Origin of the sequence: Paenibacillus faecalis, assembly GCF_900289175.1 — a bacterium.
In the GTDB taxonomy this organism is placed as follows: Bacteria; Bacillota; Bacilli; order Paenibacillales; family Paenibacillaceae; genus Paenibacillus_AQ; species Paenibacillus_AQ faecalis.
On record NZ_LT985747.1, the window covers coordinates 670,294 to 686,506 of the forward strand.

The 16,213-nt window shown below is 42.6% G+C and carries 16 protein-coding genes; 3 read left to right on the forward strand and 13 right to left on the reverse strand.

Going from position 1 to position 16,213, the window contains the following annotated elements; all coding sequences use genetic code 11:
- Positions 1-25 precede the first annotated feature (25 nt).
- The gene (locus C8268_RS03270) at positions 26-487 is read left to right on the forward strand and encodes a DinB family protein (protein WP_199794805.1); all 462 of its coding nucleotides are present in this window, start codon (positions 26-28) and stop codon (positions 485-487) included.
- Positions 488-571: 84 nt separating this feature from the next.
- Here C8268_RS03270 and C8268_RS03275 read toward each other — a convergent pair whose 3' ends face one another.
- Both C8268_RS03275 and C8268_RS03280 read right to left on the reverse strand, forming a co-directional pair.
- On the reverse strand, positions 572-1,477 hold the full coding sequence (locus tag C8268_RS03275; protein ID WP_106766355.1) for a LysR family transcriptional regulator: 906 nt from the start codon (positions 1,475-1,477) through the stop codon (positions 572-574).
- Between the two features lie 150 nt (positions 1,478-1,627).
- Entirely contained in the window at positions 1,628-2,278 is a 651-nt protein-coding gene (locus C8268_RS03280; protein ID WP_106766356.1) for a nitroreductase family protein, read from the reverse strand.
- Between the two features lie 247 nt (positions 2,279-2,525).
- Here C8268_RS03280 and C8268_RS03285 point away from each other — a divergent pair, with 247 nt between their 5' ends.
- A complete protein-coding gene (locus tag C8268_RS03285) occupies positions 2,526-2,852 on the forward strand; it encodes a ribosomal protein L7/L12 (RefSeq protein ID WP_106766357.1) in 327 nt (108 codons plus the stop codon).
- Positions 2,853-2,999: 147 nt separating this feature from the next.
- Here C8268_RS03285 and C8268_RS03290 read toward each other — a convergent pair whose 3' ends face one another.
- The 11 genes from C8268_RS03290 to C8268_RS03340 form a co-directional block, all read right to left on the reverse strand.
- Complete coding sequence (locus C8268_RS03290; RefSeq protein ID WP_106766358.1) at positions 3,000-4,070, reverse strand: bifunctional 3-deoxy-7-phosphoheptulonate synthase/chorismate mutase; 1,071 nt, start codon at positions 4,068-4,070, stop codon at positions 3,000-3,002.
- Between the two features lie 498 nt (positions 4,071-4,568).
- Positions 4,569-5,525: a 3'-5' exoribonuclease YhaM family protein gene (locus tag C8268_RS03295; RefSeq protein WP_106766359.1), complete on the reverse strand. Its 957-nt coding sequence runs from the start codon at positions 5,523-5,525 to the stop codon at positions 4,569-4,571.
- 238 nt (positions 5,526-5,763) lie between these two features.
- Positions 5,764-6,651 carry a fructose bisphosphate aldolase gene (locus C8268_RS03300; RefSeq protein ID WP_106766360.1) on the reverse strand — a complete coding sequence of 296 codons (888 nt, stop codon included), beginning with the start codon at positions 6,649-6,651 and terminating at the stop codon, positions 5,764-5,766.
- Positions 6,652-6,826: 175 nt separating this feature from the next.
- Positions 6,827-8,698 (reverse strand): ABC transporter ATP-binding protein, encoded by a 1,872-nt coding sequence (locus C8268_RS03305; RefSeq protein ID WP_106766361.1) that lies wholly within the window; start codon positions 8,696-8,698, stop codon positions 6,827-6,829.
- A complete protein-coding gene (locus tag C8268_RS03310) occupies positions 8,698-10,917 on the reverse strand; it encodes an ABC transporter ATP-binding protein (RefSeq protein ID WP_106766362.1) in 2,220 nt (739 codons plus the stop codon). The genes C8268_RS03305 and C8268_RS03310 overlap by 1 nt, the downstream gene beginning before the upstream one ends.
- 70 nt (positions 10,918-10,987) lie before the next feature.
- On the reverse strand, positions 10,988-11,470 hold the full coding sequence (locus C8268_RS03315; protein WP_158702661.1) for a MarR family winged helix-turn-helix transcriptional regulator: 483 nt from the start codon (positions 11,468-11,470) through the stop codon (positions 10,988-10,990).
- A gap of 303 nt (positions 11,471-11,773) precedes the next feature.
- Positions 11,774-12,046, reverse strand: coding sequence for a helix-turn-helix domain-containing protein (locus C8268_RS03320; protein WP_106766364.1), 273 nt, complete (start codon positions 12,044-12,046; stop codon positions 11,774-11,776).
- A gap of 14 nt (positions 12,047-12,060) precedes the next feature.
- Positions 12,061-13,053 (reverse strand): hypothetical protein, encoded by a 993-nt coding sequence (locus C8268_RS03325; RefSeq protein WP_106766365.1) that lies wholly within the window; start codon positions 13,051-13,053, stop codon positions 12,061-12,063.
- A 468-nt stretch (positions 13,054-13,521) separates the two neighbouring features.
- Positions 13,522-14,001, reverse strand: a complete 480-nt coding sequence (locus C8268_RS03330) for a nucleoside deaminase (protein ID WP_106766366.1) — start codon at positions 13,999-14,001, stop codon at positions 13,522-13,524.
- Positions 14,002-14,314: 313 nt separating this feature from the next.
- Positions 14,315-15,349, reverse strand: coding sequence for a serine hydrolase domain-containing protein (locus C8268_RS03335; RefSeq protein WP_106766367.1), 1,035 nt, complete (start codon positions 15,347-15,349; stop codon positions 14,315-14,317).
- 31 nt (positions 15,350-15,380) lie between these two features.
- Positions 15,381-15,653 carry a hypothetical protein gene (locus C8268_RS03340; RefSeq protein ID WP_158702662.1) on the reverse strand — a complete coding sequence of 91 codons (273 nt, stop codon included), beginning with the start codon at positions 15,651-15,653 and terminating at the stop codon, positions 15,381-15,383.
- A 327-nt stretch (positions 15,654-15,980) separates the two neighbouring features.
- Here C8268_RS03340 and C8268_RS03345 point away from each other — a divergent pair, with 327 nt between their 5' ends.
- Positions 15,981-16,166: a hypothetical protein gene (locus C8268_RS03345; RefSeq protein WP_106766369.1), complete on the forward strand. Its 186-nt coding sequence runs from the start codon at positions 15,981-15,983 to the stop codon at positions 16,164-16,166.
- Positions 16,167-16,213: the final 47 nt, after the last annotated feature.

The window sequence follows — 16,213 nt, forward strand, 5'->3', positions numbered from 1 at the left end:
AACCTTGAAAGGAGTACGGACACAAGTGACATTTAATACTGTATCTCACATCTGGAATGCTCTTCAGGACCGATTTCATCAGTCCGTCAAAAATCTCCCGGAAAAAGATTTGCCGCTAAAGCTGGGCCATGCTTCTATTGGCTACATGCTGCGCCATAACGCAGAGGTTGAATATATGTTTGCAGAATGGTTTTTTAATCGACCGATGCCAGAAGGGCTTGCCATTGTTACCTCACGTGGAGCGACAAAAGCCGGGGATGATTTTACGAACCTCGAAGAACTCCTTTCCATCTTGAAAGCCTCAAACGAGCATATCATTCAAGCGATGCAAAAACTGCCTGAGGAAAAATGGACGGAACCCGTCAAATCTCCGATGGGTGTCTCTACACCACTTGAAGCGGTGGGCAGGCTGATGTATCACACGGGTATGCACGCCGGACAAATATCGCTGATTCGAAAATATACTGCTAAGAGCACGGAGGAATGATTCATACCTGAAGCGTCTTTCAGCAGACAGAAGGGATGTCTCAAAGGTCTACGGACCTTTTAAGACATCCCCTTGTTATAGTCTTTAGTTCTCCGCTATAGCTTCATGCAATGCTTCAACATACGAAATGGCCAGCTTGGATAATGAAATGTTTTTATGACTGATCCACCCAACATTGATGCTTTCTTTACTCTCAAGCGGAACTGGAATGATCTCATTTCCATTTAGATCAGCGCTAAGCACACCAGTGGAAATGGTATACCCGTTCAATCCGATCAACAGATTGAATAAAGTTGCCCGGTCATTCACTGTAATGCTTTTTTTACGTGACAACGTGCTCAAAATCTCTTCTGAAAAATGAAACGAATTGTATTCTCCCTGATCAAAGGAAAGATACGGATAATTCTCCAACTGCTCAATGGTTACGACAGATTGTTTAGCCAGCGGGTTTTTAATGCTGATGAAAATATGCGGCTTAGCCGTAAACAGACTGTTGAACTGCAAACCGGCGTCTTTCAGCAGCTTGTTGATCACCTTCTCGTTGAATTCGTTCATATATAAGATTCCAATTTCACTGCGCAGTGTTTTTACGTCTTGAATGATTTCATATGTTTTGGTTTCCCGCAGCGCAAGCTCGTACTCCTCTTGTCCATACTTTCGAACCAGGTTCACAAAGGCATTGACTGCAAATGCATAATGCTGCGTAGATACTGAAAAATGCTGCGGCGAAGGCTTCTTATTTCCATAACGTGTCTCTAAAAGCTCGGCCTGCTCTACCACCTGACGAGCATAACCAAGAAACTCAGTCCCTTCCTTCGATAAAGAGATTCCTTTGTTCGTGCGTTCAAATATTTCAATCTGAAATTCCTCTTCTAAATCACGAATCGCATTCGACAGGCTGGGCTGAGAAATGAACAAGCGTCTGGCCGCCTCATTCATGGAACCCCGATTGGCTACTTCAATAACATATTTTAATTGCTGCAACGTCATTGAATTCCCTCCCCTTTGTTAATAGCTGCTGTACTTGATAAAAAACGTTGCACCAGTCCAGCCAGCTCCTTAAACTCGTTATTTTAAAGAAGCCCTTTCCGACCGGAATCGGGAAGGGCTTTTGACACTCATCTATTTCTATTATTCAAATTATTCACCGTAATATGTAACAAATTCTCCGTTCGGTTTGCGGTAGCCGCGAGGTCTCTGCTTGCTCGTATCCTCTTTTCCAAGAGTAATCATCATAACAGGTACATATTGTTCCGAAACGCCAAGCACCTGGCAAACCTCTTCAGGATCATAACCGATCATCGGGCAAGTATCCCAACCCTTATCCTTGGCAATCAACATAAACTGCATAGCCGACAAGCTTGCATTGCGGATTGCTTCTTCCCGCTTAAAGACGTCTCCTCTGGATTCGTATAATTCATTTACTTCCCGAACCGTTTTATCGAATTCAAATTTATCTATAATCCCCAGGTTCAGCATTCCTTCATTCATCGGTCCGATATCATGATATGCTTCCATATCCCCAAGAACAATAATAACGGCAGAGCTGGTCAATACTTTATACTGTCTATACGCTGCTTCATAGAGTTTCTCTTTTAACGCAGGATCTGTAACTACTGCATAATGCGCGTGCTGCAGGTTAAAAGCAGAGGGGGCAAATTTAACAAGACTGAATATGTCCTCCAGCTCCTGCTTACTGATCTTTACATTCGGAATAAACTTCATTGCAGATCTTCTGGTCTTTAAAAGCTCAGTAAAAGATGCAAATGAATTCGTTGTAGTAGCGTCCATGTTATGATTCTCCTTCTCTAAATCTATTCATATAATTAATATTACCACAGTTACTATAAAAAAGTAAGCTGATTATCTCCTATAACAGCTATAAATGTGCTAGACTCTAACTTTTATTATGGCAATAAAAAGAGAGAATGTGCAATGACTTTAGTATCATGCGCACCAAAATTAGGCATGTATGTTAAAATGCTATCATACATGTTTGCTAAAATTAGTAGCGGGAACTAAAAAAGGAGGTGATCAAATGGAAACTATCGAAATAATTGCAATTGCAGCATTGGTCCTCTCTGTTTTTCTATTGATCAAGGTATTTAGTCTTCAGAGCAAGCTAAATGATATCCAATCCGAGCTGGAGTGGATCAAAAATCGTTCAGACCATAGCCCAATGATCGAATCAAGCTCACCAATTACCTCCGAACCGAATATCTACGGAATAGATGCGGATCTGGAAAAACGGCTCCGTATATTAATTGCATCAGATCAAAAAATTAAAGCGATCAAAGTGCTAAGGGAAGCAAGAGGGATATCCCTTAAAGATGCTAAAAATTACGTAGATCAGTTGGAAACATAGTCTTTTATATCATGGTTCAGATCATGGTTCAGAATAAACGGATGGTCTCCCGACACATTTAAAGAACGAAGGGAAACCCTATAGAGTTGGTTTCCCTTCACATAAATCCCTGGAATCACACCATTGTTCCTGTAACGAGAACGATTTTTATAGTAAACCGGAATTCTTCACATTTGCAAGAAAGTCCTGAAACTCAGGAATGTCCAGTTGCTGCGCCGCGTCAGACAATGCCGTAGCAGGGTCCGGATGAACCTCAACCATAACACCGTCTGCTCCCGCGGCCAAAGCCGCTTTTGCACATGGTACTAAAATGTCCTTGCGGCCTGTTGAATGCGTAACATCGACCAGTATCGGAAGATGGGTCTCTTGTTTCAAAATTGGGACAGCAGAAATATCAAGTGTATTTCTTGTCGCCTTCTCGTACGTCCGAATACCACGTTCAATGAGCATAACCTGTGTATTTCCTCGAGATACGATATATTCTGCAGCGTGAACAAACTCATCGATTGTAGCAGCCAAACCGCGCTTGAGAAGGACCGGAGTTTGTACATCACCCGCAGCTTTCAACAGTTCAAAGTTTTGCATATTTCTGGCGCCAATCTGAATCACATCGATGTATTCACATGCGATTTCGATATGAGCAGGATCAACAATTTCGCTGATCGTCTTCAATCCGAATTCGGACCCCACTTCTTTCAATATTTTAAGCCCCTCAACTCCAAGCCCTTGGAAATCATAAGGAGATGTTCTCGGTTTGAACGCGCCTCCCCGCAATACTGTAATTCCAGCTTCTTTAAGAGCGGCTGCAACCGTACGTACCTGTTCGTAGCTTTCAACAGAACATGGTCCGGCAATCATGACCGGCTTTCCACCACCAACGTTGACATCGCCCAAATGTATGATCGTATCCTCTTTTTTCTTTTTACGGCTGACCAGCAGATGCTTTTTATGCTCAACCTGTTGCAGTTTTAAAGATGCCTGAAAAATTTGCTTGAACAAATGCCGGATGGTTTCATTGTTAAAAGGACCTTTGTTATTTTCAACGAGTGTATCCAGCATCTTCTTCTCCCTAACCGGATCGAAATCAGGAACTCCCTGTTTTTTCTTCTCCTCTCCAATCTCCTTTGTAATCCGTGCCCGCTCAGATAATAGCTCCAACATTTGAAGGTTGACGGAATCCAATTGTGTTCTTAATTGTTCCAAACGCCCTTGACTCATACAGTATCTCTCCCTTTTTTCTATTGAAAACAAAAAAACTCCCGCCCGCAAAGGGACGTGGAGTTCGTGGTACCACCCTTATTAGATATGCCGAACACAATCGTGTCTTATTCGAAAAAAATCAGCACATCTCACTTGAACCTTTTAACGCAAGGAAAACGGGTACTCCTACCGCTCGCATCAGCAAGCTATCAGAATACCAGCTCAGGAATGAACTTCGGCGGGAAACGTTCGCTCGGATGCTTTCAGTCGGTGGCATACCGTCCCTGTCAGGAATTTTCTCCGCTTACTCTTTCCTTCATCGCTTGTAACAGATTGATTTGAAATCAGAACCTCAGATCCATGCATCGGTGTTTCGTTGTGATGAATTATACAGTCAGTTATTTATAAAGTCAACTAGTCTCACAGCCCATTTCCAATGATTCACCGCCTATGGCGGCTAACCTTCAATCGCTTCAAGCTTCGTCCGTTCCCGAATCCCCCGCATCATTACGTTAATTACACCTTCAGACGGTATATGGACTTATTTTCAAGCCCTCTAATCATGGAAGTCCATGGTTCCGTATCAGCTGTCGTATCCAAAGCGTCTTCTACCATCTGCAGCTTCGCATCCATCAGATCAATATAATGCAGGGCAACAGCTTCTGCCGTTTGCGGCTGAACCGGGCTACCCCACTCTCCCAAGTTGTGATGAGAAAGCACCAGATGCTGTAATCCAAGAATGATCTCGAAATCTATAGGGATATTGTGCGTAATGGCAGCTTCCACGATCCAATTGGATGCCATCACGATATGCCCGACAAGCTTTCCCTGATTGCTGTAATCGGTGACGATGCCCATTTGTGCAATCATCTCTTCCGGCTTCGCAATATCATGAAGAATAATACCCGCTTTTAGTAAATCCGGATTCAGAAATGGACGCTGCTTGCATATAAAATCTCCAATTTCAAGCATTCGTACAATATGATAGGCCAGCCCGGCAAAATAGGCATGGTGATATGTTTTGGCCGCAGGATAATGCATGAGCTTCTCTTCGACCTTGCCCACACAAAACTGTACAATATTCCGGATATCTTGATCCGTAATTTCATGGATCGCAAGCTTTATCGTATGTAACAGATCCACTGGGCGAATGGGGGCACATCTTACAAAATCGGTCAATGACACCCCATCGTCTTCCCTTGCTCTGCGGATTTTGTTTATTTTTACTTGAGATTGATTGCGATAGTTTTGAACAACACCCTGAATTTTTACCAACTGCATTGGAAGAAAAGTTTCTTTATCTTGTATCGTCACATCCCAATACTTGGCCGAAATTTGACCACTGGAATCAGAGAGTACGATATCGAAATAATCCTTTGGCGGTGTGCTGTTAGTCTGTCTTAGATTCAGTTCTTTCAGCAAGTAAAAGCCAATAAATTCATCTTGAACGTTCAACTTATTAATAGGCTTCATAGGTTCCTCCTGAAGTCAAATATAATGCTCATTGCTGCTATAAAATAACGATAGATACGTTTACTATATCAAAGTCTGTTTCAATGAGTCTATCACCTATGCTTTTTATACCGACAAAAATAGATGACTTCGTTGCCTATTATTTAAAAGAAAGGGCATCTCCAAGATTGACTCAAGCAGACCTTTGGAGATGCCCTGTTTTATCCTTCTGTGCTTATTAACACAAGAAAAGACTTTTTTATGTGATAGAAGCTTTGTAAATGTTCTGAATGGATTTGGACAACATGGCGTTGAACTCATCATCCGTTTGATTCACGTTTAGCCCTTGTGACAGAGCACGCGAGAAACTGGCGATCAAGCCCTGGTTACGTTCCAGCTTGTCATTGGCTTCTTTTTGCGTATAACCGCCTGACAAAGCCACAATCCGTATTACTTGCGGTTGTTCCATTAGCTCACTGTAGAAGTTGTCTTCCGTTGGAATAGAGAGCTTAAGCATCACCTTTTCATCTTGGCTCAAAGTCGATAATTGAGCAAAAATTTCATCCTTCAAGATCTTTTCCGAAGCCGCTTTATCCTCACTATAGATGTCAACTTCCGGTTCGATGATGGGAACCAGCCCCATATCTAAAACTTGTTTGCCGATGGAAAACTGCTGCTCAACGACCTTTTTAATTCCGGCAGCATTGGCTTCTTTAATAACCGAACGCATCTTTGTTCCAAAAATGTTTCGCTTGCCCGCCCGCTTCAGCAATTCATTTAAATCAGGTATGGGCTTCATCAGCTGAACGCCGTCTTCCAGCTCTGCAAGTCCTTTGTCGACTTTTAGGAAAGGAACGATCCCTTTTTTCTCCCAAAGATAATCGGCAGTGAATTGCTCGTCAATGGTTCGATCCATCGTGTTCTCGAAAAGAATGGCCCCTATAATATACCGGGAATCAAACGCTGGACTCTTAATAATACGCGTCCTCATCTCATGAACCAGTTCAAACATTTCCTCATCATTAGAATAGCTGCTCTCTTGAACGCCGTATTGCTGCAAAGCTTTAGGCGTGCTTCCGCCACTTTGGTCCAAGGCTGCAATAAATCCCTTTCCCGAGCGGATTTGATCTAATTGTTTTGTATTCACCAATGCTTCTCCTTTCCTTTTCGTGGATTGAATAACATCTCGAACACTGTTTATTATACACCTTTGTTTCCATTATTTCTAAAATAAAGAAGCTTTCCCCGTTGATCCTTCAAATGTTCCAGATCACACGAGGAAAACTTCTAAGTTATTTTAATCTTTTTAGGGCAGCTTCTTCTTAACCAGCCTCTTCCTCACCCTCGGAAAATTGACTGTTATACAGGCTCTCATAGAAGCCTCCCTGTGCCAACAGCTCGTCATGCGTACCCTGCTCGATAATATCGCCATCCTTCATCACAAAGATGAGGTCTGCATCACGAATGGTCGACAGGCGGTGAGCAATAACGAAGCTCGTGCGTCCCTTCATCAGATTAGCCATCGCTTTCTGAATCAGAATCTCGGTCCGGGTATCTACCGAGCTGGTCGCTTCATCCAAGATCAAAATTTGCGGGTTGGACAAGATCGCACGTGCGATCGTAAGAAGCTGCTTTTGACCTTGTGACACATTGCTTGCTTCTTCATTAAGCACCATATCATAACCATCAGGCAGTGTGCGGATAAAGTGATCCACCTGCGCTGCCTTGGCCGCCTCATAAACCTCTTCATCGGTAGCTTCAAGCTTGCCATAGCGGATATTTTCTCGAATTGTGTTGTTATACAACCAGGTATCCTGAAGCACCATTCCGAACATCGAGCGCAGGTCATTGCGGGTAAAGTCGCGAATATCGGTACCATCGATCAATATTGCACCCTCCTGAATATCGTAAAAACGCATCAAGAGCTTGATGATGGTCGTTTTACCAGCACCTGTAGGTCCAACGATGGCAACCTTCTGTCCAGGTTTAACACTTGCGGTAAAGTCATTAATAACCGTCTTCTCCGGGTTATATCCGAACTTCACATTTTCAAAACGAACAGCACCTTGAATACGAGACACATTTGCCGGTTTTGTCGTATCTGCAGGTTCTTCCTCTTCGGCCAAAAATTCAAATACACGTTCAGCCGCAGCAGCCGTCTGCTGCAAGACGTTCGAGATGTTTGCCACCTGGGCAATCGGCTGTGTAAATTGACGCATATACTGGATGAATGCCTGAATATCACCGACAGCGATTCGGCCATTAACGGCCAAATATCCACCCAAGATACAGATCGCTACATATCCAAGGTTCCCAATAAAGTTCATGATCGGCATCATCATACCGGAAAGAAATTGAGATTTCCACGTCGCATCGTGAAGCTTCTCATTGTGCTCGTCAAATTTCTTCAGCGACTCTTCCTCACCGTTGAATGCCTTCATAACCGTATGGCTGCTGTACATTTCTTCGATATGGCCATTGACATGTCCGATAGATTCCTGCTGGGAAACGAAGTGCTTCTGTGACTTCTTCACTACCAGCATGATGAATATAAAGGACAACGGCAGTACGCAGAGCGCGACTAACGTCATTTGCCAGCTGATCGTAAACATCATGACCATAATCCCGATAATGCTAGTTACTGAAGTAATGATCTGCGTCAAGCTTTGGTTCAAGCTGTTGCTGATCGCATCCACATCATTCGTAATATGAGACAGCACTTCGCCGTAATTTTTCTTGTCAAAATATTTCAGCGGCAGCTTGTGAATCTTCTCCGAAATATCACGTCTCAAATTATAAGTGACCTTCATCGAGACGTTAGACATAATATGCCCCTGTATATAAGCGAACAATGCGCTGATGAGATAGAGAATGATCAGGATGATGATAATCCGACCGATAAAGTTAAAGTCTATACCTTCTCCTGTACCTGTGATCATATCCATGACGCCTTCGAACACTTTGGTCGTTGCTTCACCGAGTATTTTAGGACCCAAAATATTAAATATCGTTGATCCAATGGCAAAAAGAATAACAAAAGTGACTGCCGTCTTATACTTGCCCAAGTAGGCGACCAGTTTCTTGAAAGTTCCTTTAAAATCCTTCGCCTTCTCACCCGGCATCATCATCCCGTGGCCGCCGCCCATAGGCTCTTTGTTCTTCGTATTTTTAAATTTGGAGGTTTTCTCACTCATTACAATTCCTCCTTCGAAAGCTGGGATGAAGCAATTTCAAGGTAGGTCGGACAGTTCTGAAGCAGTTCTTCATGCGTACCAATTCCGACGATTTTACCTTCATCCAGTACAATGATTTGTTCCGCGTGACGAATCGTGCTTACACGCTGAGCTACGATAAGAACAGTGCTATCTTCCGTATATTTCTTCAAGGCTTTTCTAAGAGCGGTATCCGTCTTATAGTCAAGCGCAGAGAAACTGTCGTCAAAAATATAGATCGGCGCCTTCTTCACAAGCGCGCGTGCGATCGATAGACGCTGCTTCTGACCACCGGACACATTGGCCCCGCCTTCCGAAATCGTCTTCTCAAATCCGTCCTCATCTTTGAGAATAAAGTCTGTTGCTTGAGCAATTTCCGCAGCGAGCTTCACTTCCTCATCGGAAGCTTCTTTTTTACCGTAGCGAAGATTGCTTGCAATCGTACCTGACATCAGAACACCCTTCTGAGGTACATAGCCAATCTGTTCATGAAGATCATGTTGTGTTACCTCTTTTACATTCACACCACTTACGAAAATTTCACCTGACGTTGCATCATAGAATCGAGGAATCAAGTTTATAAGTGTAGACTTTCCTGAGCCTGTGGAGCCTATGAATGCCGTGGTTTCACCAGGTTTAGCTGTAAATGTAATATCCGTCAGCACATTTTCAGGCGCATCCTGATAGTGGAAGCTGACATTACGGAACTCAACCACACCTTTTTTGTCGGACTTGAATGGCTTCGCCTGAGCAGGATCTTCAACAGAAGGTTTGGTTGAGAGCACTTCTACAATACGCTGTGCAGACACCGAAGCTCTCGGCACCATAATAAACATCATCGAAATCATCAAGAAGGACATGATAATTTGCATTGCATATTGCATAAACGCCATCATATCGCCAACTTGCATCGCGGATGCCGCGATCTGGTTGGCACCGACCCATACGATCAGCAGGGTAATCAAGTTCATAATCAGCATCATCGCTGGCATCATAAACACCATCACGCGGCTAATGAACAAATATGTTTTGGTCAAATCCTGGTTTGCATGATCAAAACGCTTCTTCTCAAAATCCTGTGTGCTGAAAGCACGTACGACCATAAGACCACTTAAATTTTCTCTAGAGACAAGGTTCAATTTATCAATGAGCTTCTGGACGAGCTTGAATTTCGGCATCGCAACATAGAAAACAGTCCCGATTAGTATGATCAAGAGAAGGACTGCCAAACCGATAATCCACGTCATGGAGCTATTTTCCTTGAGCACCATAATAACGCCGCCAATCCCCAGGATTGGTGCGTAGAACAAGATCCGAATCCCCATAATAATAAGCATCTGAATCTGGGTAATATCGTTCGTCGTACGGGTGATCAGCGACGAGGTGGAAAACTTGTCAAACTCATTGTGAGAAAAGCTTTCAATTTTGCCGAACACATCACGACGAAGCTTCTTGGCTACTCCGGCTGCAATAATGGCTGACAGATAACCGACACCCACTGTAGCAGCTGCTCCGCCTAAAGCGATTAGAAGCATGAAGAGTCCGGTCTTGAGAATATACATGCTTTGAATCTTGCCTGTATCCAATCCCAGCTCACCGTACATCAGCTTGACGAAAGCTGTTCCTGTCTGAATCTGCATAGACGGGTCCATCTTGTTCGCAGCTGTGATGGCTTCATCCAGTTTCTCAGCCGGAAGCTGCTGGAGCATCGGAATCATGGCATACAGCTGATCGTAATCGATCTTGGTCATGTCCATCTCTTGGGCAGGTGCTGCCTGATCACCAGAGACTTCAGCCAACTGCTTCGAGACTTGAATGAAAGTGGATGCCGCTCTGCCAAAGATCGGATTTAATGTATCGATCGTACTGCTATCTGAATCCTCTAAGATATATACATTTCGACTTTCCAAAAGGGGATACTTATCGATATACTCTTCATCCCCTGCATGAACAAGCGTATAATGTTTCTCTACAACTGCCCTATCCTGTTCCTCCATCAAGGAGGTCATCAGTGTGAAGCCTTCCTCGCTAATCGCCTCAGGTACGGCATTTTCAATACCGCCTTGCTGAATACCCGTGTTTACAATGTTGGACATGTAATTCGGCAAATTCAAGTCTGCCAACGCCTGCCCAAACAGCAGCGCAATCGCTACTATAAGCGACACGGTGAAAGGCTTCAAATATTTTACAAGTTTAACCATGACATGATCCTTTCTAATCTTTAACTAAAATCTTGTTGAAAACATAAAAGTGCATGTTAAATGAGCAGGATCAGGATTCACGTTTCCTGATATCACCAATAATTTCGTAAAGGCGATTGCACAGAGCAATTAAATGTTCTGTTTCATCATGTCCTAGCCGGTTTACAATTTCATCGGTAAAAGATAAAAAAGCTTTTTTAGCTTTTTGTAATTCGGCTTCTCCATTTTCATCAAGTGCGATATATACAACTCGCCGGTCACTCTTACTAGTGACACGCTTCACAAAGCCTTTCTGCTCTAAACCGTTGATCATTTGTGAAACGGACGGCTTCGTAATGTGTAAAATTTCGCTTAATTCGGATACTTTAATGCCGGGTGGTGCATCCTGTCCCAGTTCACCGGAGTGATTACCATTGATTCGACAATTGATAATTTCCAATACGTAAAATTCACGCTGGGGCAAAATATCATCAAACTTATGCTTCGATGCTACACGTTGTATTTTGGCCATAGCCTCAATCAATCGTTTACCTTGACTGCCCTCCCGATCCATGCTATCCCTCCATTCCATGGGTATTATTTTCGGATTTCAACAATTAAACAACCTAATTAGTTAGATTGGCTATTAGTTAGTTTACCTAAATAAATGTCGAGAGTAAATACCTGTTTCGCAATTTTTTTGATGGTAATTATTAACTTTTGCAAATCGATTAAAACTTTTCTAATATTTTCAAAAACAAAATAAAAAAACACCGGAAATGCCCGATGTTTTCATGGATTTAGCATGAAAAGAAACCTGGGAGCAACAGCGACTGGAAGAATAATCAAAAATTCGTAGAAGCTATCGCATTGGTTCTTACTTTTCTGCTTTGTTGATGCCAAGAGTTTCTTTAATTTGCGGTATCGATAACCCGCGAGTTTTCAGTTCTTTAATATAATGAATACGTTCAACGGTTTTTACTCTTTTATATCTGCGTGTCAAATTCTCTTCCGCCTGTTCAAAAGGCAGCATACCTTCTTCTGTGTAATATTTCAAAGTACTGTAGCGAGTATTCGTGATTCGAACTAATTCCCCTATAGTAACTAACTCAGAGGCTAAGATCGCCTCCATAGAACGCTGTCTGGACATGTTTACTTGCTCCTTTAAACGGGAAGCCTCGGCACAAGACGTACACCTTGAATCGGTATTTGTTTATGAACCACATGCGGTACCGCTTCGTAAACCAAGTTATCAATTTTGATTGTCGGGATTGTCCCCTTCTCCAAGACGTTAACCTCATGACCATAGGACTCCAACCGCTGAACTACATCATTCAGTCTTTGACTGGAGTTGGAAAACCAGGCTTCCGTTTCAATAAATACGGCTTTCGAACGCTCAAGCATGGGAAAAAAGAAGTTTATACTGGTGCCGACAGTAGTCTTCGCAAACCTTGACTTCATTTGAAGGTATTGTTTGATCCCGATTTCAACTCCGTGACGAATATGAATTGGAAACAATTCTTGAGCTAGTAACGTATTGTGAAACAAATCATTCATCCTGGTATTAACCTTGGCTAATTCATTTTGCGAGAAAAAATCATGCATACATCCACTTTCGCGAAGAAGCCATATCATACAAATAACATCATCGGTAACCGATCCCTCTTCCAATATTTCTGCTCGAACGCTCTCGGAGATTCTGGAGTATTCCTCTATATTACTGCGATAATCTTTAACGGCAACCCCCGCAGAAACGTAATAAAGATCGCTCCCCAACAAACTAGGGATTTCCTCAAGCATCCCCATTTCCTTTAGGGAATCCGTTATTGTAAGCTCAAAGCTTTTTAATTTTTTCTTGGACAGGCTAGAGGCCTTTTTCAGCCACCATTTCAGATCACCATTTGCTTCCGCTTGTTTGTTAAAGAAGACTTTCAAAATCATTTCCTGATAAGGCATTATGTCAGCTTGATTCAATACATCACTATGCAATGTTAGCCGATTCCCCGTTTTTTCAAAAGCGTTATCCAGATAAGCGTCCAAAATCACGGCTGCAGCCATGCAGCGAACAGACACTTTCTTCACATTAGTCATGTAAAGACTGCTTTGTGCATTCAAGCCAATGATCGAAAAACGTTGTGCTAAATTTAGGTCAGTCACGATAACCACCCCTATTCATGATTTAAATCATGCGGCTGATGTTTACTCTTAGATGGTATTATTTTCAATTTACTTACTACTTACTACTTATGATTTATTATATCGATCATTAACAATATTGGTCAAGGAAATTGGTAACTATAGGTGTGTTAATTTTTTGGAGAATAACAAGCTGCTGCTTAACAGATATCCGTTGTATAAAAAAACACGCCATAGTCGGCGTGTCTAACTTATTACGATTTAGGTTTAATGGCATAAACGCATTTATGATCCCCTTTAGACTTGCATTCGAGCCGCTCTAAATCAGCATTGAGCAATCTTTGGAATAAAGACAGCTCAGCAGCAAGCTTCGGTATAGCTCATAGCGATGTCTTGAATCGGGCAATTGTATTCTGTCAGCAAATAATACTCAGTCTCGTCTGATTTAACCACTTAACCCAGAATCTCTAATTACGCATCCCAGGTTCCCTATCTCCTAGTGTAAAATTGATGGTGGAGTTCTCGAACCTCTTCTGCAAGCTCTGATACAGGGCCGTCAATAATCGTATCACGAATTACGTCTTGGATCGGAAGATTGCGAACGCGCGACGCAGCAACCCCCATTTCTTTCAGCCATTGTGCCAATTGTTCAGAGGAACTGGCGTAAACAATCCGGCCTAAGCCAACCCAGCCATGGGCTGCAGCGCACATTGGACAATGTTCTCCCGAAGTATAGACAGTTGCTTTGCTTCGTTCTTCCAATGTCATGTTTGAAGCTGCCCAACGCGCCAACGCAAACTCCGGATGCTGGGTATGGTCGCCTCCTGCAACATGGTTGCGGTCTTCTGCAAGCACGTCCCCGTTGGATGAGACAAGCACTGAACCGAATGGTTCATCGCCTGCCTCCAAAGCATTCTTTGCAAGTTCAATACAGCGTCTCAAATGCTTTAGATCGGTTTCATTAATCATAGTAAACCTCCTATTTGGCAGCAGACATCATCCTCAACATTCTGCCTCTTGCCCCTAATTTAGTTCTTTGATGTAATAAATCATTTTTATCAAAAATATCTAGATGAAAATATAGATACTATACATAAATTTATCATATATAAAGAAAAAATGACCAATACTCCAAAGCTTATTTCAACGGCTCCGAAAAAGCGCCGTAAATCCGCATCGATCACCCATTCGCATCCATCAGTTCACGATAGATCTTCCCGTACATAATAAAGAGCATGTTTTGACTAACTCAAGATATGCTCTTTCTAGTGCCCAGGATACATTAATGCTTCATCATTTTAATGAGCTTCATCATCATGCCCACAGCAACGGAATGACCGGTAAACTGATTGATCGTGCCCGTAAAGTACAGATCGGTATCTTCGTGATAAAAAGCAAACGCCCCGGATTGCCCCCAATGCCCGATCAACCCTTTTTTCAAATTAAAAAGAGTGGTGGGCTGTCTCGAAATCCCGATTCCATAATAAAAGAGTCCAGGTCCGAATAACAGATTCCAATGGGAGGTCAATTCAGCGAGATCTTTTTTAGGAAACAGCCGTCCGTTAAAAAAAGCTTTTAAGAAAACCATCGACTCCTGTGCGGTTGAAACAATGCCTCCCTCCGAATCGATCGAGGACATGTAAAGCGGAACGTGCAGCTGCCGTTTCTTATAAAATATCTGGATTGGGCGTTTGTCGCTCACATCTTCAAACAAATATGTACTCGCCAACTGCAATTCATCAAAAATATAAGCTTTAAACACGGCTTGGATGCTCTGACCGGTAATACTCTCAATAATCTTTCCAAGCAGCCGAAAATTCGGGTCCGAATATTGTGCTTTCCCTTTCTGACCCGGTTTGAATTTGGGCTTTTTCCTCTTGATTGCTTCCAACGTTTTTTCAAAGGACCACGCCTGATCCTTTCCGTCCACCAACTCCGAGACGAGTTCAGACGTAAAATAATCGGGAATGCCCGAAGTGTTAGACAACAGATGCTTAATGGTAATCTCATGGCTATAATCAACCCCATCCAGCACATGAATTCCGTTTAAAATTTCTTGCGATAGGTATTTAGAGATTTTATCCTCCACACGCAGCTTCTGCTGAGAGCGCAATTTCAACAAAATCGCTGTGACGTACAACTTTGTTACGCTGGCAATGAAATATGGAGTATCGAATGAAAGGTTCCCTGCTCCGCTGACGAGCGAAAGCGATCCATCCCCCTTTTCCACGCACATTACAGCACCAAAAATATTTTTCTTTCCCGTGACTTGAACCACCAGATCATCCAACAGCGACTGAGTTATGTTATCGTTCATTGCGCCCTAACACTCCCCTTCCCGACTTCTTTCATACTTCCTTCTGTCGTATGCGAGCAGCCGTGACAATGTCTAACGCAGCGCTATCCAGCACTTCGATTAATTGCTCTTCTTTCAAATGGTCTGGAAGCAATCCGTTCGCCGCCATAACCGAAAGCCCTGTTTGAAAAATTTGCATCTTGAACAAAATATTCATCAGCTCTTCGTCAGAGAAACCAGCCAATTCTTTGTCCTGCTTCATCTTTTCCACCACTTTGTGGCTGACGTCATTACGATCAAGCTTCATATAGGAGTTATGCTTCATAATTAAATCCCTGAACAGCACGCTGTATTCCTTGGCAAAACGAAGACTGGCGATCATGTTTAGAAGCTATGTAGTGGTAGGTCTATTGTAATATAATGTATGAAAAAATGGGGGAGGTGTTGAGGATTGAAAAAGATTGATAATTTAATGCACGTCAGTATTGGAGGCATCGTATTATTCGGAGGCATTTTTTTATTTCGTTACTTAATAGATAGAAAGTTTTCAATACTAGAACTAGTTTTGGCGTGTATATTTCTTTTTACTCTAATATTTATAATCATATGGAAAACAAAAGGGAATTAATCAATGTTCATAGGAGTGATCAACATGCTACCTGACTACAAAAGTAAAGTCCTCAGAATTTTGTACAACTACACTAGTCAGCGGCACCGGATGCCAACCGTACACGAACTGGAGAACAAGACCGAACAAAGTAAACAGCGCGTACATGACGCTATACTGTTGCTGGGAAGGAGAATCAAACATACCAAAGCAGCCAACGGTAAAGCCTAATGCTCAGTATTGGACGGAGTACTAATATGACTAAAAAAGAGACAAGA